The following is a 21,394-nucleotide window of genomic DNA, read 5'->3' as shown; positions in this document are numbered from 1 at the left end:
TAAACGAACGGCCCTGAATGTTTTCGAAAAAGAAAGAAGGGGCCGTTCCCCTAAGTAAACTTTCTACTTAGGGAAACAACCCCTCCATCGCGTCGGCTCGCCGTCCCGATTAATGCTCCGCCCAGCTGTCCAAGTACGCCTTCTGCTCGTCCGTCAACGTATCGATGCTCGTGCCGAGCGCTTCGAGCTTATACCGCGCGACTTGCTCGTCCGTCTCGTACGGCACGTTCACGACTTGCTTGCCGATCTTCTCGTAGTTTTCGTTCACGTACTTCAGCGCCATCGCCTGCAGCGCGAACGTCATGTCCATGATTTCCGCCGGGTGGCCGTCGCCCGCCGCCAAGTTGACGAGGCGTCCTTCGGCGAGCAGGTAAATTTTACGCCCGTCCTTCAGCCGGAACTCCTCGATGTTCTTGCGCACGGTGCGGCGCGACACCGACAATGCCTCAAGCTCCGGAATGTTCACTTCGACGTCGAAGTGGCCGGCATTGGACAGAATGGCGCCGTCCTTCATATTCTCGATATGTACGCCGCGAATGACGTCCTTGTTGCCCGTTACCGTCACGAAGTAATCGCCGACCTTCGCCGCTTCCGCCATCGGCATGACCGCGAAGCCGTCCATGTACGCTTCTACCGCCTTAATCGCGTCGATCTCCGTCACGACGACGTTCGCGCCGAGTCCCTTCGCCCGCATCGCGACGCCCTTGCCGCACCAGCCGTAGCCATTGACGACGACCGTCTTGCCGGCGACGACGAGATTCGTCGTCCGATTGATGCCGTCGAATACCGACTGCCCCGTACCGTAACGGTTATCGAACAAGTGCTTGCAATACGCGTCGTTCACCGCGACCATCGGGAATTGAAGCTTGCCGTCGCGCTCCAACGACTTCAGACGCAGAATGCCCGTCGTCGTCTCCTCCGCGCCGCCGCGCACTTGCGAAAGCAAATCTTGGCGTTCGGCGTGCAAGATCGTCACGAGGTCGCCGCCGTCGTCGATGATCAGATCCGGCCGGGTTTCCAGCGTCTTGATCATCAGATCCTTGTATTCCTTCGGTTCCGGATTGTATTTCGCGAAGACGGTGATGCCGTCCTGCACGAGCGCCGCGCAGACGTCGTCCTGCGTCGAGAGCGGATTGCTGCCGGTGATGACGACTTCGGCGCCGCCGGCCTGCACGACCTTCGCCAAGTATGCCGTCTTCGCCTCGAGATGGAGGGAGATCGCGACGCGAAGTCCCTTGAACGGCTGTTCCTTCTCGAACGTCGCGCGAATCCGGTTCAGCACCGGCATATGCGCCTCCACCCAATCGATCTTCAGCTTTCCTTCCGCGGCCAATGCCGGGTTCGCGATAATGCTCTTCGTTAGCATAGTCATCGAAACGCCATCTCCTTCATTATAAGTAAATCACTTCGTGAGGCTTGTACCCCGCTCCGAAATCGAGCTCCGCCCGCTCGATCAAGTCGTCCAGCCATGGGAAGCCGTAACGATGCACGTATTGGAACACGTTCACGACCCGCTCCTGGGGCTTGCCCGCGGGCGCCGTCGTCGTGCGGATGCGCTCCCAGTGCCGCAGCCCCGATTCATGCTGCTGCTTCAGCGCGTCCGTCGCCTTCGTCTCCAAGAAATCGATCTGCTCGAGAATCTTGCCCATATTCGTCTCGCCGAGCTTGCGCAGCCCCGGGTTGATCGAAGCCGCGGCGTCCACGAGCGGACGGTATACGTCGGCGAACGACTCCTTGGCGTGCGCGAACCGCGCCGACAGCCCCAAAGCGTCCTGCGCCCGAAGCCACGCGTCGCGAAGCTCCGGAAGCCGCTGCCACGCGTCGTCGAACGACACGCCGAACTTGTCCATCTGCTTCTGCACGGTGCCTTCGAGCAGTGTGTACTGCTGGCGAGGCACGATAATCGGCGTCGAGAAGCCGAAGAGCGCGAACGCCTCCTTCAGCGTGCTCCAGTAGGCGATCTCGCTCGCCCCGAGCACCGTCGCGACCGTCGGAAACAAGAACTCTTGCATCAGCGGCCGCGTCAACGCATTGTTGCTGAACGCGGTCGGCTCGGCGCCCGCCCGTCGAAGCAGCTCCTCGAACGGAACGCGGAACGTCCCCTTGCGGTCGACCGCGTCAGCCCCGTCTCGGAACAACAGCTTGCGCTCTCCGCCGTCGAACAGGAACAGATTGACGCCGTCCTCGGCGGATTCGGCTTGCAGCGGGTACCCGAGCGAGGTCACCTCGCGTTCGCCCGCCTTCAGCGCCGCCGACAGCTCGTCCCGCTTGCCGAGCAGCGCCTCGAACATCGGTCCTTCCGCGGCGCGCAGTCCGGGATCGTCGGCGTCGATCAGGACGAGGCCGTGACGTCCGAACAGCAGCGACATCGTCTTCGCGAACGCGTCGGACAACGTCGCCGACGACGCCGCGATGCCGCGCAGCGACTCCAGCACGCCAGGCTTGAACTCCGTGTCCATCAGCCCTTCGCCGAGCGCATCGATCGCGGCTTGCCACGCTTCCGGGGAAACCGGCGTACGACTGACCGCCGTGCGCCCGTCGGTCCCCGGGTGCGGGACGGCGATCTTCCGCGTCTCCAGCTGCGGCGTCACGACGTATGTATGGTTCGCCTCGTCCCAATCGTGATCTTCGCCCGCGATCCAAAACACGGGCACGACCGGTCGGCCGAGGACGCGGGACGCATGCCGCGCCGTCCGCAAAATCGTCATCGCCTTATAGACGACTAGCATCGGGCCGGTAAACAAGCCCGCTTGCTGCCCGCCCGCGACGACGAGCGCCGTCGGGTCGCGCAGCGCTTCGGCGGCGGCGATCGCCGCCGGCACGTCATTGTGCGCCCGGTTGTAGCGCAGCACCGCGTCCGCGACGTTGCCGCGGTCCGCGGCGGGCGCGGCCCCTCTCGCGGCGTCGACGCGCGCCGCTCGGTCGATCCAGGCGCGCTCCGGCGCCAGGTACGGACTCGACGCATCGAACCGCGAAAGCGCGGCGGCAAGGCCCTTGCCGTAATCCGCCGCGATCGGGTGCGCCTTCATATGTTCATACGTTTCAAACCGCATCGGATTCCCTCTTTTCACCATCGTTGCCTGTCCGGTCAATGCTATCATTGTACCCCCGCGAATCGTTCCCGTCAAAACGCGAGCGCATGAAAAAAAGAGCCCGGCGCGAAGGAAAGTCCTTCGGCCGCGGCTCTTCGCGAACAAGACGATTAAACGTAATGGCAAGCCGTCCAGTGGCCCGGCTTCGTCTCGACGAACGCCGGAGCTTCCTTCGCGCACTTCTCCGTCGCCGCAGGGCAGCGCGTCCGGAAGTGGCAGCCGCTCGGCGGGTTGATCGGGGACGGGATGTCGCCCTTCAGCACGATCCGCTCGCGAGACGCTTCGATCTCCGGATCCGGAATCGGAATCGCGGATAAGAGCGCCTTCGTATACGGATGCATCGGATTCGCATACAGCTCTTCGGACGTCGTCAGCTCGACCATCTTGCCGAGATACATAACCGCGACGCGGTCGCTGATGTGCTTTACCATCGCAAGGTCGTGCGCGATGAACAAGTACGTCAGGCCGAATTGCTTCTGCAGTTTCATGAGCAGGTTGACGACCTGCGCCTGAATCGATACGTCGAGCGCCGAAATCGGCTCGTCGCATACGATGAACTTCGGATCGACCGCGAGCGCGCGGGCGATGCCGATCCGTTGACGCTGACCGCCCGAGAATTCATGCGGGTACCGCGTCGCGTGATCCGGGTTCAGGCCGACGAGATCGAGCAGCTCCTCGACGCGCTTCTTGCGCTCGGCGCGGCTGCCGACCAACTTATGCACGTCTAGCGCTTCCCCGATAATGTCCGTGACGGTCATCCGCGGGTTGAGCGACGCGTACGGATCTTGGAAGATCATCTGCATGTTGCGGCGCAGCGCCTTCATTTTCGAGCCGCGCAGCGAGTAGATGTTCGTGCCTTCGAACTTCACTTCGCCGTTCGTCGGTTCGTACAAGCGAAGAATCGTGCGGCCCGCCGTCGACTTGCCGCAGCCGGATTCGCCGACGAGGCCGAGCGTCTCGCCTTTCCTCAATGCGAAGCTGATATCGTTCACGGCTTTGAGGGTGTTGCCCCCGCCGACGTTGAAAAACTTCGTTAGATTGTTAACTTCGAGCAAATTCGCGCTCATCGTGCGTCCTCCTTCCCTGCCGCCACCTGCGCGCTTTGCGCCATCGGGTGGAGCTGCCAGCAAGCCGCTTTATGGCCCGGACTGACCTCCGTCATGTCGACGTCCTGCGTCTGGCAGATCGCCATCGCCTCGTCGCAGCGCGCGCAGAATGCGCAGCCCGCCGGCGGCTTGATGAGATCCGGCGGCGTACCGATAATCGGGATAAGCTCCTCGTCCTTCTTCTGGTCGAGGCGCGGCACCGAACGAAGCAAACCCTTCGTGTACGGGTGCTTCGGGTTTTTAAACACTTCCCATTTCGTCCCGGTCTCGACGACCTTGCCCGCGTACATGACGATGACGCGGTCGCACATATCGGCGACGACGCCGAGGTCGTGCGTGATCAAGATGATCGAGGTGCCGAGCGTCGATTGAAGATCCTTCATCAGCGTCAAGATTTGCGCTTGAATCGTCACGTCGAGCGCCGTCGTCGGTTCGTCCGCGATGAGCAGCGACGGGTTGCAGGCGAGCGCGATGGCGATCATCGCCCGCTGCCGCATGCCGCCGGAAAACTCGTGCGGATATTGCGCGAAGCGCGCTTCCGGGTTCGGAATGCCGACGAGCTTCAAAATATCGATCGCGCGATCCTTCGCCGCTTGCTTCGACATCTTCTGATGCTTGATGAGGCCTTCCGTAATTTGGCGGCCGATCGTAAGCGTCGGATTGAGCGACGTCATCGGATCTTGGAAGATCATGCCGATATCCTTGCCCCGTATGGCTTCCATTTCCTTTTCCGACTTCTTGATCAGGTCTTCGCCTTTAAATTTAATAGAACCGCTCTTGATGACGCTTGGCGGAGTAGGAATCAATCTCATGATCGTCTGCGCGGTAACGCTCTTGCCGCAGCCGGACTCGCCGACGATCGCGACCGCTTCGCCCTTCTTGACTTCGAAGTCGACGCCGCGCACGGCTTGCACCTCGCCGCCGCGGACGTTGAAGGACACGCGTAAATCTTTGACTTCCAAAATCGTTTCGGCCATGGTCGGCACCTCCTACTTCTTCATTTTCGGATCGAACGCGTCGCGCAGCCCGTCGCCCATGACGTTGAAGGCGAGCATCGTCAGCGAGAGACAGAACGCCGGGAAGAGGAAGCGCCACGGATAAATTTGAATGACGGCGAGCGAGTTGTCGATCATCGTACCCCACGACGCGTTCGGCACCTGCACCCCGAGACCGAGGTAGCTGAGGAACGCTTCGGCGAAGATGGCGGACGGAATCGTCAACGTCAAGGTAACGATAATGGGACCCATGGCGTTCGGCACGAGGTGGCGGAACATGATGCGCCACATGCCGGCGCCGAGCGAACGGGACGCCAGAACGTATTCTTGGTTTTTCAATTGAATGATTTGACCGCGCACGATCCAGGCCATGTTGATCCAGCCGGTGATCGAAAGCGCGAGAATAATGACCAGCAGACTCGGTTCGAAGACGACGACGAGCAGAATCGAGACGAGAAGGTTCGGAATGGAGTACAGCACTTCCGCCGTCTTGTTCATGACCTCGTCGACGCGGCCGCCCACATAACCCATGATGCTGCCGTAGACGACGCCGACAAGCAAGTCGACCGCCGCGACGCAAAGACCGACCAAGAGCGATACTTTCGCGCCTTCCCATGTGCGGGCGAACATATCCCGGCCGAAATCGTCGGTGCCGAACCAGTGCGCGTTCCAGCTCGAGAGATTCGGCGGCTCGTTCGTCGCGAGCAATTCGTTGACCGTCGCGTCCCACGGCACGATCATCGGTCCGAATATGGCGAACAGCGACATCACGCCTATAATGTACAAACCGATCATCGCGACCGTGTTTTTCCGGAATCGATACCAGATATCCGCCCATGCGGACAAGCTCTCGCGCTCGATCTTCTCCGCGCTCACTTCGTTTTTCGAAATTTTCCGGAACAGCTCCGGACGCAAATCCGAAGGTTTCAATTGCGTCACGTCGGTCAACCTCCCTTTCCGCCGGTCAACTTAATGCGAGGGTCGACCAACGCATAAGCGATATCCGTTAAGAATCTGCAAACCATCAAAATAATGCCGTAGAAAATAGTAAGGCCCATAATGAGCGTATAATCGCGATTGTTGATGCTGGTAACGAAATGCTGGCCGATGCCGGCGATGCCGAACACTTGCTCGATGACGATCGAACCCGTGATGACGTTCGCGGTGAGCGGACCGAGATACGTAACGACCGGGAGCAGCGCGTTCCGAAGCGCATGGCGCGTCGTCACGACGAAGCCCGACAACCCCTTCGATCTCGCGGTTCGAATGTAATCGGAATTCAATACTTCGACCATCGTCGAACGCGTCAGTCTCGCGATGAACGCGACGGACAATGCGCTCAAGGCGATCGTCGGCAGCACGTACGAGAACGGGCTATTGAGACCGGTGACCGGGAACCAACGAAGCTCCGCGGAGAAGTAGTATTGAAGAACCGGCGCTAGAACGAAGCTCGGAATGGACACGCCGAGAACGGCGATGACGATCGTCAGGTTGTCCAGCAATTTCCGATGGTACAACGCGGCGACGACGCCCATGCCGACGCCGAAAATGACCGACGCGATGATCGACACGATGCCGAGCTGCGCGGACAAGTAGAACGATTCGTTGATCATCGTCGCGACGGAGCGGTACTGATATTTCATCGAAATGCCCAAGTCGCCCGAGAGCAGCTTGCCCATATACTTAAAATACTGCTCCCAAATCGGGCGATCCAAGCCATAAAAAGACATGATTCTCTCTTGAATCGCTCTGGGCGTCTTCTCGTTTAAAAACGGATTCCCCGGGATTAATTTCATGAGAACGAACGTCGCCGTGGCCAATACAAGCAGCGAAGCCACCGTTGAAACGAGCTTTTGAATGACAAAACGAGCCAACCCGGAACACCTCTTCCCGTCTATATTTCTCTCATTATTGTAAACGGCGGCAACGCATCAAGCTATTTTAAAATGTTGCCATAATTACCGGAATGATCAGAATCAGGTGTGTTTTCTTTCATAGCACAGAAAAAGGGGCATATATAGGGACGCTATATATACCCCGATCTCCTTCAGCGCAAAACTCTAGTTGTACCTTATTGTTTCTCGATGTACCCGCGAGTGTAGTCCATGTTGCCGGAGTAGTCGATTACAACGTCTTTCACGTACGGTTTGTTCATCCAAATCCGCGTGTAGTAGTACAGCGGGAGAAGCGCCGTATTGTCGCCGATCAAGATTTGCTCGGCTTTCGCCATGAGCTCCATGCGCTTCGCATTGTCTTGCGTCGCGTAGGCGTCTTTCACGAGCTGATCGTACTCGGCGTTGTTGAAGCCGAGGTCGTTGTTGCCCGAAGTGGACGTGAACATGTCGATGAACGTCATCGGATCGTTGTAGTCCGCTCCCCAACCTGCGCGAGCGACGTCATAGTTGAGCGCCGTGCGGTTTTGGAGGAATACGGCCCACTCTTGCTCTTCGATCTTGACGGTTACGCCGAATGCCGTCTTCCACATGTCGGCGAGCGCCGTAGCGATCTTCTTGTGGCCTTCGCCCGTGTTATGCGTGATCGTGAAGCCCGTCGCCGGATCCCAGCCCGCTTCCGCGATGCCTTCCGCCCACAGCTTCTTCGCCGCTTCCAAATCTTCCGTGAAGTAGTTCGTGTCGATGACTTCTTCGCGGAACGTCTTCTCCAAACCTTTGATACCCGTCGATACGAAGCCGTATGCAGGCTGCTGGTTGCCGAGCGTGATCTTGTCGATCATGAGCTGACGGTTCACCGCCATCGCAAGCGCGCGACGAACTTTCGCGTTGTCGAAAGGCTTCTTCGTGTTGTTGAAGTTCATGTAGTACGTCGATGCGATACCTTGAATGACCAAGTTCGCTTCCGGATCGTTCTTGAGAACCGGGATTTGTTCCGTCGGGATTTCGCCGTTCGGACCGCCCGTCCAGTCGAGCTCGCCCGTGTTGTACAAGTTCAACTCGGTTTGCGGCTCGGAAATCATCGCCATCGAAACTTCCGTGAAGTTGATTTGATCTTTATTGAAGTAGTTGTCGTTCTTCGCGAGCTTGATGGAGTCGTTGTGCTTCCACTCTGCAAGCGTGAACGGACCGTTGCCTACGAAGCTAGCGGCTTCCGTCGCCCATGCCGGGTTCGCTTCGACCGTCGCTTTGTGTACCGGATAGTACGTGAAGAACGACGTAAGGCTAAGGAAGTAAGGCGTCGGGTTCACGAGTTGAACTTCGAGCGTGTAGTCGTCAAGGGCTTTGACGCCGACTTGATCGGCCGTTACGCCGCTGTCCGGCGTGTTATACTCCGCGCCGTTCACAAGGTAGTACAACTGGTAAGCGTAAGGCGCGGGAGGATTCAGGTTCGCGTCGAGCGTCCGCTTCCAGGAATATTCGAAGTCATGTGCCGTAACCGGATCGCCGTTGCTCCACTTCGCGTCTTGGCGAAGCTTGAACGTCCAAGTTTTGCCGTCTTCGGAAGTCGTCCAGGATTCGGCTACCGCCGGCTCCGGTTCGCCTGCCGCGTTCATGCGAGTAAGGCCTTCGTACAAACCGACCATGACCGTGAAGGACGTTTGGTCTTGCGCTTGCGCCGGGTCGAGAGAAGGCGGTTCCGTGGAGATGTTCATACGGAATGCTTGGTTGTCCGCTTTCCCTCCGGCTGCAGGCTCCTCTGCAGGTGTTTCCGTGTTCGTGTTGCCTTCGCTCGCGGGCGGTGTCGTTGTTTCGCCCTCGGAGCTTGTGCCGCATGCCGCCAACACTGTTCCCATCATCAATACGATGGCGAGCAGCGAGAGCATGCTGCGCTTGATCCCCTTCGACATTAGGCTTTTCCTCCTCAAGAATTTTTAGTAGTGTGGTTCTACTGCAGTTTAATATACAACCACCGGTCAAAAAGGTCAATAATGAATTTTCCATATTTGTCAGGCATTCTAACGCGTACGTAACATGGATATAACATCCATGGAAAACATCCCCTTCTACTCGAATGGACCCGTTTCCTTGGCCCTATTAACCGTAGTTTAAATAAAAGCGCAAGAAAAGGCAAGCAAACGCTTACAATTTTTACGCAAAAGAAAACGACCGCCTCGCGGGCCGGTCGTTTGCATTATCTTGGCGATTTTGTGACAATTTTGAAGGCTTCCGTAAGCTCGCGGTACACGTCGCTCTCGAGCTGGGCCCGCACCTGCGACTTCACGATCACTTCGCCGCGAGTCGTAGTCGTATACCGCGGGGGCAGCTTATTCAGGGCGATCGCCATCATATCGTCCCGATGGATCGGGTCCAGGTTCGCCAGCTCCGGCTGCGCCGCCGCCATCTCCTTCAACACCTTGCCGACGATCTCCTCCATTAAATTGCGAACCGTCATGAGCGTTCCCCCGCTTTACCATAAATTTTTCGTGATTCCGATCGCCATCAGAAGAACGTAAGCGGCCGAGAGTCCCATGAATCCGAGTCTCCACACCGCTCTGACCGTTCTCCGGAGATCGACCTTGCCCTTGGCTCGCTGCTGCAAGTTGCCGAGCAGTCCGAAACCGAGCAAGAAGACGAGCAGCAACAAGTATATGCCGAAGGTCGAACCGAAAACCTCGTTAAATAATACGGCTACGACGCCGATCAGCAGCGCGGTGGTGACGTCCATCGCCCGCTTTGTCGCGAGCTTCTTCTCTTTCTTATATATATACACGGCCAGCCAGACGACGGCGAACGGCAGAACGGGCGCGATCGCCAGAACGGCATAGATATGTATGAATACGTCCGCGACCCAGGCGGCGACGGCTCCGATCCAAGACAATTGCGGCACCCGCTTCCCGCTCCTCCGAACGGCTTGGTCCGCGGAGCGCGTATATGCCGAATTATACCATGTCCGCCGGAAACGCAAAAGATCCCTAGCCTACTTCTACGATACGAGGCTCGGGATCTTGCATTTTCGTCTACTCGATGCGTTCCAGGTTGCCGTTCGCATCCATCTTGAACCGCGACTTCAGCTCTTCCTCGTCCTCGACGAGGAACGCCATCTTGCGCGCCCGATCCATAATTTGAATCAAAGCCTTGTAGTCGTCGTTCACCGTACGGTAATCGGTCTGAACATGATTCACTTCGCTCGAGAGTCTCTCATTCTCTTCCCGAAGCCGCGCGAGCTCCTCGTCTTTCTCTCGAAGCTCCTTCTCCAGCTGGCGGATTTGCCGGGTCAGCTCCGTCTGCGTGCCCTTCCACTGGCGCAGGAAGCGAATGATGCCGTCGAACGACACCGACTCTTCCGTCCCGTTCTCGTATCGCCCCGCATCCGCCTCGAGCGCCGCGACGGAAGCCGTCCGCTCGGCGTCCAGCGCCGCGCCTACCGCCTTGCGGGAGCTCCGCTTCTGCCGCTGCGCTTTGGCGATTTGAATCGCGGCGTCGTACTTTTTCCGAACGCACGAATTCCAACGAAACCCGCAGGCCGCCGCCGTTCTGCCGATTCGTTCCCCGACCTCCTCGAACGCGAGCAGCTGGGTGCTGCCTTCCCGTATATGCCGAAGGGTTACCTCCGCCAACATTAAATCGTCTTCCGGACTCCAAGCGTCTTGTCGCACTGCCGACATGTTCCGTAAACCTCCTAACCAATGTTTCGGGTATAGATGCACACTTTATCTCTATGCCCATAGTAGAGTTCATAGAATCTATTTCATACTAATTTGTATGTCCAAAATGGTTCCGGAACATACGTCTTTGGTCCTACTGGAAAAGTTTCCGTTTCTGTCACGGTTGCGTCGTTTACATGGATGCCGCAAAAGGATATAATGACGAATAGATGTGTTTTAATGACTGCATGTAGAGAGGGGGAGCGTCATGCCGCGCATGTTTCGCGTTCTCGGCTTCTGGACCCTCGTCATCGGCTTGATGGCGTTAGCGGGCGATATGTACACGATGGCCTTGCTGTTCTTTTTCCAGACGGCCGCTTTCGTCATTTTGGGTTACATGAATTTGAAGGAACGGACCTACATACTCCTGTTCTGGGGGTACATGATCCTTTCGTTCACGGGATTCACGTACTGGTCTTTCTTCAAGATGGATATCTAGAAAATGCGAAAGAAGGGCTGTCCGAGGCGCGATCTCGGACAGCCCTTCTTTTTTTTCGATTATTCCGCATCTACGCCCTTCCACATCGTCATGACCTTAAACAGCTCGCTCATCCCGTCGCTCAGCAGCAGCTGCCGGATCGCCCGGTTCGCTCTCGCCTCGGGCGAGAACGGGTCCGCTCCGTCGTGATTGCGCAGCTTGTTCAAGATGCCGTGTTCGACGAGGAACGACTTCTGCGTCGTCACGCCGATCTCGCCGAAGCCCGCTTCGCCCGCGACCGCCGCGCACCATTCGAAATTCACGTGCGCCGTCAGGTCCTGCTCGCCCGGCTCGCGGAACCACGCTTCGTCGGCGGCATGCTTGCGGTAGGCGAGCAGCGTCCCCGTCATCCGATGCGGCGCATACAGCTCCGCGGACACGTCGCCGTAGTCCGCCAGCAGGACGAAGCCGCGCCGCAGCCGCCGGCCGAGCGCCGAGAGCCATTCGAGTCCGGCGAGGCCGACCTCGATGCGCTGCCCCTCCTTGCCGCGCACCGGATGCGCCGCCAGCCACGCCGCAAGCCGGGCGTCGCCGATCGGCCCCGGCGCCTCCCGCAGCGTGCCGGCCGCCGGATCGCCTTCGACGTACAGCTCCATCCACTCGCCCCGAGCTCGAACCAAACGGCGAACCGGGAAGGCGTCCAACAGCTCGTTCGCGAAGATCAGCGTCGTCGAGTCCCGGAACGCCCGTTCGACGATGTCGTCGTCCGGTTCGACGATGCCCTCGATCTTCTCCTCGTGTCCGCGCAGCCGCTCCCGTTGCAGCGCGCGATGGTACGGACTGCCCTCCGCCCCAAGAAATCGAACGCGTGCGTACGTTTCCGGGTAGACGTCCCGCAGCTCGGAGAGCACCGCTTCGGCGAGCCGGCCGTCCCCCCCGCCCCATTCCACGATGGCGACGTCTCCTCCGTCCGGCGTTAGCCGCCGTGCCGCCGCATCGAGACTCGCCGCGATGCAGCCGCCCATGAAGGAGCCGATATGCGCGCTCGTATAGAAATCCCCGTTCTTGCCGAGCTTCGGCTCGCTCCGTTGGTAATACCCGGCCTCCGGGAGGTATAAACATAATTCCATATAGTCGGCGAACGTCATCCGTCCGCCTTGAAGCCGCAGCCGCTCGGCGAGCGCTTCCTCCACCGCCCGATTGCGCCGCTCCGCCATGTCGGTTCGCCCCTTTCCGAATTCCCATCGTTTCGCATCCGTCCCGTACAGACAAAAGACGGCGCCGTCGTTATAATAATACTAGGCTTTTAGGGAGGAGTCACACGTTTATGATGAATACCGTACGCGCGAGACGGAAACCGCTGCTTCGGGCAGCCGCCTTCGCGGTCGCCCTGCTGGCGCTGCTCGCCGGCTGCGAACGGACCCCGGCGCGCGATTACGCGGCCGAGGGCGAGGCGTGGAAGGCGCGGATCGCCGATGCATACGAGCGGAACGCCTCCTTAGACAATTACCGATTCGAAGGCTCGATCGCCTTCCCTACGAAGGGCGAACCGACGGCCGCCGCCGGACCGGCGGCGCTGCTGCCGATGCTCGGCGAAGGCCTGTCCTGGAGCGGCATCCTATACCGCGACCCGCTGCGGCTCGAAGCGGACGTACGCTTCGAAGGGACTGCGGGCGGCGACGGAGCGGCGGCGCAATCCGTTCCGCTGCTCGCGCAAGACGGCTTGCTATACGTCAGCATCCCCCCGGTGAACGCGCCGGACGAATATTTCGCCATCGACTTGGCCGAAGCCGAAGCAGGAACCGGCCCGCTTCCGATCCGGCCGCTGCTCGACGCCGCCGCCGCCTTCGACGACTTGGCCTATGCAATCGTCGATCGCGTCGATCCGCAATGGATTCGGACGCCGGACGTCGCTCTCGACGGCGACGGAGGCGCCGCGGAGAGCGATCCGGCGGAGGAACCGCGCCGCTTCGTCGTCGAAGTGACGGAAGAGAACGCAGAACATGTCGCGGCGGCATTCCGAGAAGGCTACGCGGTATGGGCGGAGCGACTTCCGCCGGAGCTCGGCGCGGATCGCCTGTCGATCGCGGGCGACGCGTCGTTCTCGCTTGCGCCGGGCGGCAGCATCGCGATCTCGCTCGACGAGAACGGGTACGTCGTCGATCAAGCCGTCGAGCTCGACGTCGTCCGCGGCGCGGAGGCATCGTCCGAGGACGGAAGCGCGACCGACGCGAGTTCCTCGGCGGAGAACGCCTCCTCGGACCGCTTCGCGTACGCCGTACGGTTGACGGAGCCGAACGGCTCGCCGGAGTTGACGAAGACCGTACCGCCGAACGTCATTCCGTTCAAGGACGTGCTCGCCTTTTTGCTGTCCGGCGCCGATGCGGCGAACCCGTGACGATGCCCTTCGAAAAGCGACTCGATTTTCGAGGGTTTTTGTCATGCAAGCGATCGGTAAACGATAGGCATAATGAATAAAGATATTTTGGACGGGCGGTGGAGAGTATGCGGAAGTGGTTCGGCGCCGGATTGGCTTTGGCGCTGGCGATAACGAGCGCGGCCGTTCCCGCGTTCGCCGGTCCGGCCTTGCCTCGGCCCGCTGCGGAAGAACGGCCCGCGGAGCAAGCGGCGGCCGTAACGGACGACGCGTCGACGTTCGTGCAGCAAGGGTTGACGATCCACGAGCTGGATAAGGAATTGGTTCGCCTCAAGGCGGAAGAAGCGAGCGTCGACGAATCCATCGCGCTGCAAGAAGACGCGATCGACCGCCAGAAAGTCGTATTGGACGCGCGCACGGCAGCCGCCGGCAAAATCCTTCGGGCTTACTATATGGGGCAGCGGGATCGGCTGTGGATGTTGGTGTTCCGGATGCGTTCGCTGGGAGAAGCGTTGGTCGCCATCGACTATCTGCAGGCGATCGTGACCAACGACTTCCGGACGTTGGAGACGTATCGCGAGGCGTATCGGGAGCAGCAGGAGCTGCTCGCGGAGCTGGCCGCGCGGCAAGATCGCCTCCAATTCGTCATTGCCGAGCATGAACGCCAGCGAACGAGGTTGATCGAGGAACAGGCCGAGCTGGATCGGAGACTGGCCGAGCTGACCGAGCTCGAGCGCGAGGCGCAGCTGGCGGCGATCGAAGCGACGACCCGCGCGTGGGAAGAAGAAGGGGTGCCGCTGTTCGAGGACGTCCTTACGGCGTTAAGCGCGGCGATGCAGGATTTGCCGGAGCTGTTGTCCGACCCGACGCTCATGACGGTGAGCGGCGCGTCGATGGAAATCAGGCTCACCGACGAGGTGTTCAACAACTTCTTGCGGGAGCGGAACGAGCTGTTCGAAGGCTTCGACTTCGGGTTCGGGCCTTCCGGCATGACGGTAACCGGAGGCATCGGCGGCAACGCGGCAACGCTTCAAGGGGTTTACATATTGGAAAAGGAACCGGAAAACACGCTCCGCTTCCAAATCGACAATGTCGCGTTCAACGGCTACGAGCTGCCGGATACGACGAGGACCGAGCTGCAAAATCGATACGATCTCTCGTTCGAGCCCGGCAGGCTCGTAGCGGGTCTAACCGTCTCGGAGCTCGCCAACGAGGAAGGCCGCATGCGCGTGAAGCTCAGCTTCAACTTCGCTTCGCGCTCCTAAGCCGCGCCGTTACGGTCCGTCCCCCGAAGGCGGAAGCTCCTCGGGCGGCGTGCCGTACGAAGCGCGCGCCGCGTCGATCATCCGGATGAGCGGACGCAGCGCGTTCATCGCGTCTCTCGCGTCGAGCCCGTTCGCGTCGGGAAGCGCCAAGGCGCCGGCCGGCCCGGTCGCCCCGAGCACTGTCGGCTTCCCGCTCGCGAACGAAGACGGAAGACCGAACGACGACCGGGTTACGGGCCACCGCTCGCCGCCCACGGTGCCGAATTCCTCCACGGTCGACGCGTCGGTCACGAAGCGGATCCAATCCGCCGCTTCGGCCGCATGGTCCGTCGCCGGCGAAACGACGTAGCTGCGCCCCGCGAAGGGCGGCAGCCCGCCGGCGGCTTCCGGGTCGGGCACGAACGCCGACGCCGTCAGCCGCGCCGACGGCTCCGCCGCTTGCGCCGCCAACGCTTGACTGAGCGGCGCGAGCGCCCATACCGCCTCCCCTTTCGCTACCGCGGCGGCGGTGCCGCGGATCGGCGCCGCCTCGGCGCTCGCCTCATCTAGTTGCGCCCCTTCCGCGGCCTCCGGCGGCTCCGCGTCGCCGGACTCCGCCGCCTCGGCTTCGCCGGACGCGGCGGCGACGGCATCGGGCCCTTCGTCATTCGCCGGGCTCTCGGCGGCTTCGTCCTCGAGCCGCGCCGACCAATGCCGCAGCAGCGCCGCGCCGTATTCCGCCGTCGCGCCGGCGAGCGCGCCCGCGTCTCCTCCGTCCGCGTACTCGAGCCAAGCGGACGCCGTGGGAGGCGCGTCCGCGATCGACGAGCCGAACGCGTCGTCCTCCCGGAACACGAAGACGTACGGGTCCCAGTCCGCCGGCACGCCCCATAAATAGCCGTTCCAACGCACAGCGCCCCGCACCGTCTCGAACCATTGCGATTGCCGCTCGGCCGGGACATAGTCGTCCAAGGACAATAGACGCCCCTCCGCCGCTTCGCGGCGCACCCATTCGGTCGGATATAACATAATATCGGGCGCATCGCCCGTTTCCGTCGATGTACGCACGTTCCCCCGGAGCTCGTCCGCGGCAACGTTCTGCAGCGAGACGGCCACGTTCGGACGAATCGACTCGTAACGCTCCGTCGCGCGCCGCAGTCCTTCGAACGTGCCGGGCTCTAAGGAGACGACCGCTCGCAGCGCGACGCGAGGCGCCGTCGCTTCGTCCGGCAACCCCGTCTCCGGCGCGGCCGTCGTCCCGAACGGGTCGGGCGCTTCTACGCGCGCGACGTCGCCGAGGCCGAGCAACATAAATAACGTCATGCCGATAGCGGCCATGACGATGACGAACCATTTGCGCATGAATGCGTTCCCTCCCGCCTACTTCCCATCTTACCAGAAGTCGGAGGCGGCGTGGATTTCATTTGTGTTACAAGGAAGACTGCTTTAGAATGATGACTTACGACCTACATCGGAACATTTCGGGAAAGGCGGAGGAAAAAAACGAATGTTGAAATACGGCTTGCAAATGGATTTGCCGGAAGGGAAACGCGCGGGGTACTATTCTCAAATCGTGAAGGCGCTCGCCGAGGCGGCGACGGTGTTCGATCGAGACAAGGAGCTTATCGTCGTGGACGACGAACAACAGCGCGACAACGTCGCCGGCGTCTTGGCGAAATACAGCGTCGATTGGGAGCCGATCGCGTTATGGCTGCTCCCGGAAGGAACGGAGCTTGACGCTCGCGCGGAAGATTTCGGCTTCGTCAGCAAATTCGGGAACGCCTACCTGTACGCGGACCGCGTCTCGCGCTTCCGGTTCGCCGATCCCCAGCCGGCGGGCGCGGAGCTCGCGCCCGCCCTGCTGCAGATCGAAGAGTTCGTCGTCTTCGCCGCGGGCGGCGATGATGCGGCGGCGAAGACGTACTTCGCGGAATCGCATCTCCGCGAGACGATCGAAGGGATCGCCTCGCGGTACGGTGCGTCGGTACAATTTTCATAAGAAAGAATGAATTACAGTAAATCGGCGGCGAGCTGCGCCAGGTGCGAACGCTCGCCCTTCTCCAACGTGATATGCCCGGAAAGCGATTCGGATTTGAACCGGTCGACGACATGCGTCAAGCCGTTGCTCGTCGCGTCGAGATACGGATGGTCGATCTGTTCCGGGTCGCCCATCAACACGATCTTGCTGCCCTCCCCGACGCGCGACACGATCGTCTTGACCTCGTGGCGGGACAAGTTTTGCGCTTCGTCGATAATGATGAACTGTCCCGGAATCGACCGGCCCCGAATGTACGTCAGCGCCTCGACCTGGATGCTCGTGAGGCCCGCCAATATTTTATCGATGTCCCCGCTCTTCTTCGTATCGAACAAATACTCCAGATTGTCGTACACCGGCTGCATCCACGGCCGCAGCTTTTCTTCCTTCTCGCCCGGCAGGTAGCCGATATCCTTCCCCATCGGAACGACGGGGCGCGCGATGAGCAGCTTCTTGTATTTTCGTTCGTCCTCCACCTTCATCAGCCCCGCGGCGAGCGCGAGCAGCGTCTTCCCCGTGCCCGCCTTGCCCGTCAACGTCACGAGCGGCACGTCGTCGTTCAGCAGCAGCTCCATCGCCATCCGCTGTTGGGCGTTGCGAGCCGAGATGCCCCAGACCGGATCGTTGCTTAGATACAGCGGCTCGAGCTTCTTGCCGTCCGCGTTCACCTTCAGCAGCGCCGACTTCGACGATCCCATCTCATCCTTCAAGATGACGAACGTATGCGGATAGAGCGAAGTATACGTCGACACCGCGGACACCGGCAGGAAGCGATACGAATAAAATTCGTCGATGACCGACGGGTGCACCTTCAGCGTGAAATATCCCGCGTACAGGTCGGACAGGCCGACCGTTCTATCGTTCAAATAATCCTCCGCGCGCAGCCCCAGCACATCCGCTTTAATACGAACGAGGACGTCCTTGCTGACGATGACGACCGGCTTCGGATTCGGATTTTCTTGTTCTTCGTAATAATAATTGAGCGCCACCGCCAAGATGCGGTTGTCGACGGTCGATTCGCCGAACAGTTCCTGCATGCGCGAGAAGCTTCTATGGTTCAACTCGACCTTGAGCGTTCCGCCGTTGTCCAACAGAATCGAGTCGTGCAGCCGTCCTTTATCCCTTAAACCGTCCAACAATCTCGAGACGTATCTGGCGTTGCGCCCGATCTCGTCGGCGTTCCGCTTCTTCGTATCGATCTCTTCGAGCACGACCGCCGGGATGATAACGTCGTTGTCTTCGAACGCGTAGATGGCATTCGGATCATGGAGCAGCACGTTCGTATCCAGCACGTAAATTTTCTTCATCGCAATTCCCTCCATAGCAAGATCGGTTAGCGGTTCGGGAAATACATAGTCGGAACGGATAAAGAGAACACTACCTGCATAGAAAATACATTTTCCCGAAAGGACGGAACCGAGATGCGCAAGCAAAAACTTGGACTGTCGGGCGCGCTCTTCCTCGCGCTGACCGTCGTCGCCGCTTGCTCGGGGAACGGCGGAGCCGGCGCCGAGGCGAAGCAGACGGACGATACGTATCGGGTTCGGGTGCAGCAATCGGCCCCCGAACGGGACGAAGAACGTTCCCGCGCGACCGAAGCGCGGCTCGAGCAGCTGGCCGAGAGCATTCAAGAGGTAAAGCACGCCAATTGCGTCATCGTGGGCGATACGGCCATCGTCGGCATCGATGTCGGCGGCGACGTCGAGCGTTCCCGCGTCGGAACGATCAAATACGCCGTGGCGGAGGCGCTGCGGAAGGATCCCGTAGGCATCAACGCCATCGTGACCGCCGATATGGACTTAAATCACCGCCTTCAAGAAATTCGCCAAGATATGCAGAACGGGCGGCCGATGCAGGGCATCGCCGAGGAGCTCGCGGACATCGTCGGACGCATCGTACCGCAGCTGCCGAGAGACATCGAACAGCGAAGACAGGTGCCGAACGATCCGAAAGCCGCGACGCAGGAGCAGGGCGTGAAGGAGATCGAATCGTCCCGGGACGGTCGATCCACCCCGCCGTCGAATGCCGGCGAACCGAGAGACAATCGAGATTTCGCGGATCACCCCAATCGTCGTTGAAAAACGTCGAAACATGCGCGAAGAACACAGAAAGCCTAGTCGATTGTCGACTAGGCTTTCTTCATGGCGGCGAACACCTGGTTGTCCAGCTTCTCGGCCGCGCGCTTGTCATACGTTTTTTCATATTCCGGCTCCACGGAGATGCGCGCGCCGTAGAACATCGCGTCGCGCACCGCTTCCACCTCGATGTCGATGCACACCAGGGCGAAAGGTACGTCTTCGAGCTTCTCCGTGACGATCTTCGCGGCTCCGTACACCGCGTGCACGCTGCCTTCCGCGAACAACGTCGCGTTCACCCGCGCGTTCGCTCTTACGTTCGACACGATCCGTGACCGTCCGTCCACGGCGAAGCGCACCGTCTTCTCGTTCGGCGCGAATACCCACGAGATCGCGCTCGTCGCCGGGCCGCCGCTCTCCGCGTCGATCGTGCTCAAGAGGACGAGCTTTTCCTTCTGGAATTGGTCGATCAATTCCTGTGACAAAACCGTTACGACTTCCGACATGTGTCCGTTAGCCTCCCAGTCATACCATGTGTTGCCGTCCGTACCCTCATTATAGCATAGCGCGGACCGTCGCGACAGCCGCATTCCGCGCCTGCCGCCGCCCCCGAAGCGGCTTTATTCCGCTGCTTCGGACGCCTCGCCGTCCGCGTTCGCTTCCCCTTCCGCCGGGACGGGATCCGCCGGCGGCGGGCCGTCTACGAGCAACTGGTCGTTGAGATGGACGGACGCTTCCTCCACGTCTTCGGACGACAGCCGGACGTACTGGCCGTCCCACTTGCCCTCTAAGTGGATGTACTCTATTTTATCGTTGTCGATCGTGATATATGTTTGAATCATGTTTTCGATTTGCGCGGAAGGAATATTCGTCTTGACATTGTTCGACACGGCGTCGAACACCCCTCCGACCTTCAGCAGCCCTTGCGGCGTCTTCATCTTCTCGAACAGCTTCGAGATGACCTGCTGCTGGCGCGCGTTCCGTTCGAAGTCGTTCGACTCCGCCGTTCTCGGGCTGCAGCTGGACGACGACTTGCGGTAGCGGACGAAGTCGAGCGCTTGCTGACCGTCGAGGTCCTGAACGCCCGCTCGAAGATCGATGTTCGTGCCGTCCGCGCGGTCCCGATAACACATGTTCTGATCGACGTCGATCGTGAGGCCACCGTAGGCGTTCACGACGTCGACGAACGTCTGAAAGTCGATGACGGTCACATAATCGATCGGCACGTCGAGATAATCGCCGTACAGCTCCTTGACTTTTTCCATCGCGTACTTCTGGCGTTCGTCCTTATCCTTCGGAGCTTCCTTCAGGCTGCCGTATAAATAAGTGGCATAAAAGCTGTTCGCTTTGTTCGGCTTCAGCCCTTCCGGATCGATGTACGTGTCGCGCGGGATCGAGACAAGGGTCGCCGTCTTGCTGTTCGGGTTGAGCGTCGCGACCATGATCGTGTCGGTATTGGCGCTGCGCAGCTCTTCACGATAGTCGGTGGCGAGCAGCAGCATCGAGATCGGCCGTTCGCTGGCGCGTTCCTCCGGCGCGACGACTTCCGGCGTGCCGATGACCGCCGCGACGTCCTTCGCCTGCAAGTACAGCCATACGCCGTAGCCTACCAGCGCCAGCAGCGCGATCACCATCAGAATGATGACGCCCTTAAACAAACTAAGTCCCCGCGACTTCGCGGGTTTCGGCGACCGGATGACCGCCTTATCGCCGCGAGGCGGCAACGTTGAATTCGGATTCGTCATGTTCTCACCTTGGTCTATTCGTTATATTTCGGATTGGCGTTGATGTCGACGAGCAGCTGTTCGGCCGATTCCCGATCGATCATCCGCGTCTTCTTCTTGCCTTCCTTTACATAATTAACATGATACATCGTGTCGTCGACGTTGCCAATTGCAAATAACTCCAGACCATGGTCTTCCCTAAGCACTTGTTCGAAGAAGGCGACCGTCTCCCGGGCGGCGTTGTCGTCCGGGCGGCCTTCCTCGACGAGCTTGATTTGAAGCCAGTTAAAGATGGCGTCCTCGAGCCGCATGTATGGTTCACTCCTCTTTCAACAGCATGGCTTGTTTGCCCTCGCGCCACCATCCGAGAAGCGTCCGGACATGCGAAACCGGCGGGAGCGCCGCTGCGAGAGCGAGCGCCTCCGCCGGAGAAAGCAGGCGATCCAAGAACGCCGCCCCGCAATGCGAGACGGCGAGCGGACCCGTTAACGCGACGTCGACGTCCTCGTCGAGCCGGAGCGCCTCCGCCGGAGGACCGAATCCGCAAGCGTCTTCGTCGTCGCCGAGCAGCATCCCCAGCTTAAAGCTGGGAAGCAGTCTAGGGTGGGCTTCGGCGGCGAGCCGGCGAAGCGCGTCGCCTTCCTCCGGCGACAGCCGGATCCGCTCCTTCGACAGCACCGCCGGATCTTCACCCTGGATCGGCGTCAGCCAATATCCCGACATCGGCTC

General features: G+C 60.2%; 22 protein-coding genes. 5 read left to right on the top strand and 17 right to left on the bottom strand.

Translation table 11 applies throughout. The annotated features are described in order from the left end of the window. Positions 1–109: 109 nt before the first annotated feature. The 10 genes from FE782_RS20400 to FE782_RS20355 form a co-directional block, all read right to left on the bottom strand. Complete coding sequence (locus tag FE782_RS20400) at positions 110–1,372, bottom strand: adenosylhomocysteinase (protein WP_138196097.1); 1,263 nt, start codon at positions 1,370–1,372, stop codon at positions 110–112. Positions 1,373–1,391: 19 nt separating this feature from the next. Further along, positions 1,392–3,053, bottom strand: a complete 1,662-nt coding sequence (gene bshC, locus FE782_RS20395; protein ID WP_158299477.1) for a bacillithiol biosynthesis cysteine-adding enzyme BshC — start codon at positions 3,051–3,053, stop codon at positions 1,392–1,394. A gap of 149 nt (positions 3,054–3,202) precedes the next feature. After that, positions 3,203–4,159 (bottom strand): ABC transporter ATP-binding protein, encoded by a 957-nt coding sequence (locus tag FE782_RS20390; RefSeq protein WP_138196095.1) that lies wholly within the window; start codon positions 4,157–4,159, stop codon positions 3,203–3,205. Next, positions 4,156–5,175 (bottom strand): ABC transporter ATP-binding protein, encoded by a 1,020-nt coding sequence (locus tag FE782_RS20385; protein ID WP_138196094.1) that lies wholly within the window; start codon positions 5,173–5,175, stop codon positions 4,156–4,158. Before FE782_RS20385 ends, FE782_RS20390 begins: the two co-directional genes overlap by 4 nt. Before the next feature lie 12 nt (positions 5,176–5,187). After that, complete coding sequence (locus FE782_RS20380) at positions 5,188–6,141, bottom strand: ABC transporter permease (protein WP_138196093.1); 954 nt, start codon at positions 6,139–6,141, stop codon at positions 5,188–5,190. Continuing rightward, positions 6,138–7,067, bottom strand: a complete 930-nt coding sequence (locus tag FE782_RS20375) for an ABC transporter permease (protein WP_202914575.1) — start codon at positions 7,065–7,067, stop codon at positions 6,138–6,140. The genes FE782_RS20380 and FE782_RS20375 overlap by 4 nt, the downstream gene beginning before the upstream one ends. Before the next feature lie 197 nt (positions 7,068–7,264). Beyond that, a complete protein-coding gene (locus FE782_RS20370) occupies positions 7,265–8,995 on the bottom strand; it encodes a peptide ABC transporter substrate-binding protein (protein WP_138196092.1) in 1,731 nt (576 codons plus the stop codon). Positions 8,996–9,279: 284 nt separating this feature from the next. Then, a complete protein-coding gene (locus tag FE782_RS20365; protein ID WP_138196091.1) occupies positions 9,280–9,540 on the bottom strand; it encodes a late competence development ComFB family protein in 261 nt (86 codons plus the stop codon). Positions 9,541–9,555: 15 nt separating this feature from the next. Continuing rightward, positions 9,556–9,975 (bottom strand): DUF3397 domain-containing protein, encoded by a 420-nt coding sequence (locus FE782_RS20360; protein ID WP_338016908.1) that lies wholly within the window; start codon positions 9,973–9,975, stop codon positions 9,556–9,558. Positions 9,976–10,105: 130 nt separating this feature from the next. Next, positions 10,106–10,753, bottom strand: coding sequence for an RsfA family transcriptional regulator (locus FE782_RS20355; RefSeq protein WP_138196090.1), 648 nt, complete (start codon positions 10,751–10,753; stop codon positions 10,106–10,108). 247 nt (positions 10,754–11,000) lie between these two features. Between FE782_RS20355 and FE782_RS20350 the strand changes: the two genes are divergently transcribed. Then, positions 11,001–11,231, top strand: a complete 231-nt coding sequence (locus FE782_RS20350) for a DUF2626 domain-containing protein (RefSeq protein WP_138196089.1) — start codon at positions 11,001–11,003, stop codon at positions 11,229–11,231. Between the two features lie 59 nt (positions 11,232–11,290). Here the strand turns inward: FE782_RS20350 and FE782_RS20345 are convergent, their stop codons facing one another. Continuing rightward, positions 11,291–12,427: a class I SAM-dependent methyltransferase gene (locus FE782_RS20345; protein ID WP_238392583.1), complete on the bottom strand. Its 1,137-nt coding sequence runs from the start codon at positions 12,425–12,427 to the stop codon at positions 11,291–11,293. Between the two features lie 110 nt (positions 12,428–12,537). On the opposite strand from FE782_RS20345, the gene FE782_RS20340 reads away from it, so the two are divergent. Together FE782_RS20340 and FE782_RS20335 are read left to right on the top strand one after the other, a co-directional pair. Then, positions 12,538–13,608 (top strand): hypothetical protein, encoded by a 1,071-nt coding sequence (locus FE782_RS20340; RefSeq protein WP_138196088.1) that lies wholly within the window; start codon positions 12,538–12,540, stop codon positions 13,606–13,608. Between the two features lie 107 nt (positions 13,609–13,715). Then, entirely contained in the window at positions 13,716–14,852 is a 1,137-nt protein-coding gene (locus FE782_RS20335) for a hypothetical protein (protein ID WP_138196087.1), read from the top strand. Between the two features lie 9 nt (positions 14,853–14,861). Here the strand turns inward: FE782_RS20335 and FE782_RS20330 are convergent, their stop codons facing one another. After that, on the bottom strand, positions 14,862–16,193 hold the full coding sequence (locus tag FE782_RS20330; protein ID WP_138196086.1) for an extracellular solute-binding protein: 1,332 nt from the start codon (positions 16,191–16,193) through the stop codon (positions 14,862–14,864). 145 nt (positions 16,194–16,338) lie between these two features. Here FE782_RS20330 and FE782_RS20325 point away from each other — a divergent pair, with 145 nt between their 5' ends. After that, a complete protein-coding gene (locus FE782_RS20325; RefSeq protein WP_138196085.1) occupies positions 16,339–16,830 on the top strand; it encodes a hypothetical protein in 492 nt (163 codons plus the stop codon). An 11-nt stretch (positions 16,831–16,841) separates the two neighbouring features. Here FE782_RS20325 and FE782_RS20320 read toward each other — a convergent pair whose 3' ends face one another. Then, complete coding sequence (locus FE782_RS20320) at positions 16,842–18,173, bottom strand: PhoH family protein (protein WP_138196084.1); 1,332 nt, start codon at positions 18,171–18,173, stop codon at positions 16,842–16,844. 114 nt (positions 18,174–18,287) lie between these two features. On the opposite strand from FE782_RS20320, the gene FE782_RS20315 reads away from it, so the two are divergent. After that, entirely contained in the window at positions 18,288–18,944 is a 657-nt protein-coding gene (locus FE782_RS20315; protein ID WP_138196083.1) for a YhcN/YlaJ family sporulation lipoprotein, read from the top strand. 50 nt (positions 18,945–18,994) lie between these two features. Here FE782_RS20315 and FE782_RS20310 read toward each other — a convergent pair whose 3' ends face one another. The 4 genes from FE782_RS20310 to FE782_RS20295 form a co-directional block, all read right to left on the bottom strand. Further along, positions 18,995–19,447, bottom strand: a complete 453-nt coding sequence (locus FE782_RS20310; RefSeq protein WP_138196082.1) for a pyridoxamine 5'-phosphate oxidase family protein — start codon at positions 19,445–19,447, stop codon at positions 18,995–18,997. Between the two features lie 114 nt (positions 19,448–19,561). Then, complete coding sequence (locus FE782_RS20305) at positions 19,562–20,686, bottom strand: LCP family protein (protein ID WP_138196081.1); 1,125 nt, start codon at positions 20,684–20,686, stop codon at positions 19,562–19,564. Between the two features lie 14 nt (positions 20,687–20,700). After that, complete coding sequence (locus FE782_RS20300; protein WP_138196080.1) at positions 20,701–20,976, bottom strand: hypothetical protein; 276 nt, start codon at positions 20,974–20,976, stop codon at positions 20,701–20,703. 7 nt (positions 20,977–20,983) lie between these two features. Then, the gene (locus FE782_RS20295) at positions 20,984–21,388 is read right to left on the bottom strand and encodes a hypothetical protein (protein ID WP_138196079.1); all 405 of its coding nucleotides are present in this window, start codon (positions 21,386–21,388) and stop codon (positions 20,984–20,986) included. Between the last annotated feature and the right edge of the window lie 6 nt (positions 21,389–21,394).

Source organism: Paenibacillus antri (assembly GCF_005765165.1).
In the GTDB taxonomy this organism is placed as follows: Bacteria; Bacillota; Bacilli; order Paenibacillales; family YIM-B00363; genus Paenibacillus_AE; species Paenibacillus_AE antri.
Note: the sequence above shows the minus strand (reverse complement) of the source record. Positions and strands in the feature narration are given on the sequence as shown.

Excerpts from the sequence above, each read along its gene's own strand:
- FE782_RS20400 (WP_138196097.1), bottom strand. The coding sequence starts at position 1,372 with ATGACTATGCTAACGAAGAGCATTATCGCGAACCCGGCATTGGCCGCG.
- bshC (WP_158299477.1), bottom strand. The coding sequence starts at position 3,053 with ATGCGGTTTGAAACGTATGAACATATGAAGGCGCACCCGATCGCGGCG.
- FE782_RS20390 (WP_138196095.1), bottom strand. The coding sequence starts at position 4,159 with ATGAGCGCGAATTTGCTCGAAGTTAACAATCTAACGAAGTTTTTCAAC.
- FE782_RS20385 (WP_138196094.1), bottom strand. The coding sequence starts at position 5,175 with ATGGCCGAAACGATTTTGGAAGTCAAAGATTTACGCGTGTCCTTCAAC.
- FE782_RS20370 (WP_138196092.1), bottom strand. The coding sequence starts at position 8,995 with ATGTCGAAGGGGATCAAGCGCAGCATGCTCTCGCTGCTCGCCATCGTA.
- FE782_RS20365 (WP_138196091.1), bottom strand. The coding sequence starts at position 9,540 with ATGACGGTTCGCAATTTAATGGAGGAGATCGTCGGCAAGGTGTTGAAG.
- FE782_RS20355 (WP_138196090.1), bottom strand. The coding sequence starts at position 10,753 with ATGTCGGCAGTGCGACAAGACGCTTGGAGTCCGGAAGACGATTTAATG.
- FE782_RS20350 (WP_138196089.1), top strand. The coding sequence starts at position 11,001 with ATGCCGCGCATGTTTCGCGTTCTCGGCTTCTGGACCCTCGTCATCGGC.
- FE782_RS20345 (WP_238392583.1), bottom strand. The coding sequence starts at position 12,427 with ATGGCGGAGCGGCGCAATCGGGCGGTGGAGGAAGCGCTCGCCGAGCGG.
- FE782_RS20340 (WP_138196088.1), top strand. The coding sequence starts at position 12,538 with ATGATGAATACCGTACGCGCGAGACGGAAACCGCTGCTTCGGGCAGCC.
- FE782_RS20335 (WP_138196087.1), top strand. The coding sequence starts at position 13,716 with ATGCGGAAGTGGTTCGGCGCCGGATTGGCTTTGGCGCTGGCGATAACG.
- FE782_RS20330 (WP_138196086.1), bottom strand. The coding sequence starts at position 16,193 with ATGCGCAAATGGTTCGTCATCGTCATGGCCGCTATCGGCATGACGTTA.
- FE782_RS20325 (WP_138196085.1), top strand. The coding sequence starts at position 16,339 with ATGTTGAAATACGGCTTGCAAATGGATTTGCCGGAAGGGAAACGCGCG.
- FE782_RS20320 (WP_138196084.1), bottom strand. The coding sequence starts at position 18,173 with ATGAAGAAAATTTACGTGCTGGATACGAACGTGCTGCTCCATGATCCG.
- FE782_RS20315 (WP_138196083.1), top strand. The coding sequence starts at position 18,288 with ATGCGCAAGCAAAAACTTGGACTGTCGGGCGCGCTCTTCCTCGCGCTG.
- FE782_RS20310 (WP_138196082.1), bottom strand. The coding sequence starts at position 19,447 with ATGTCGGAAGTCGTAACGGTTTTGTCACAGGAATTGATCGACCAATTC.
- FE782_RS20305 (WP_138196081.1), bottom strand. The coding sequence starts at position 20,686 with ATGACGAATCCGAATTCAACGTTGCCGCCTCGCGGCGATAAGGCGGTC.
- FE782_RS20300 (WP_138196080.1), bottom strand. The coding sequence starts at position 20,976 with ATGCGGCTCGAGGACGCCATCTTTAACTGGCTTCAAATCAAGCTCGTC.
- FE782_RS20295 (WP_138196079.1), bottom strand. The coding sequence starts at position 21,388 with ATGTCGGGATATTGGCTGACGCCGATCCAGGGTGAAGATCCGGCGGTG.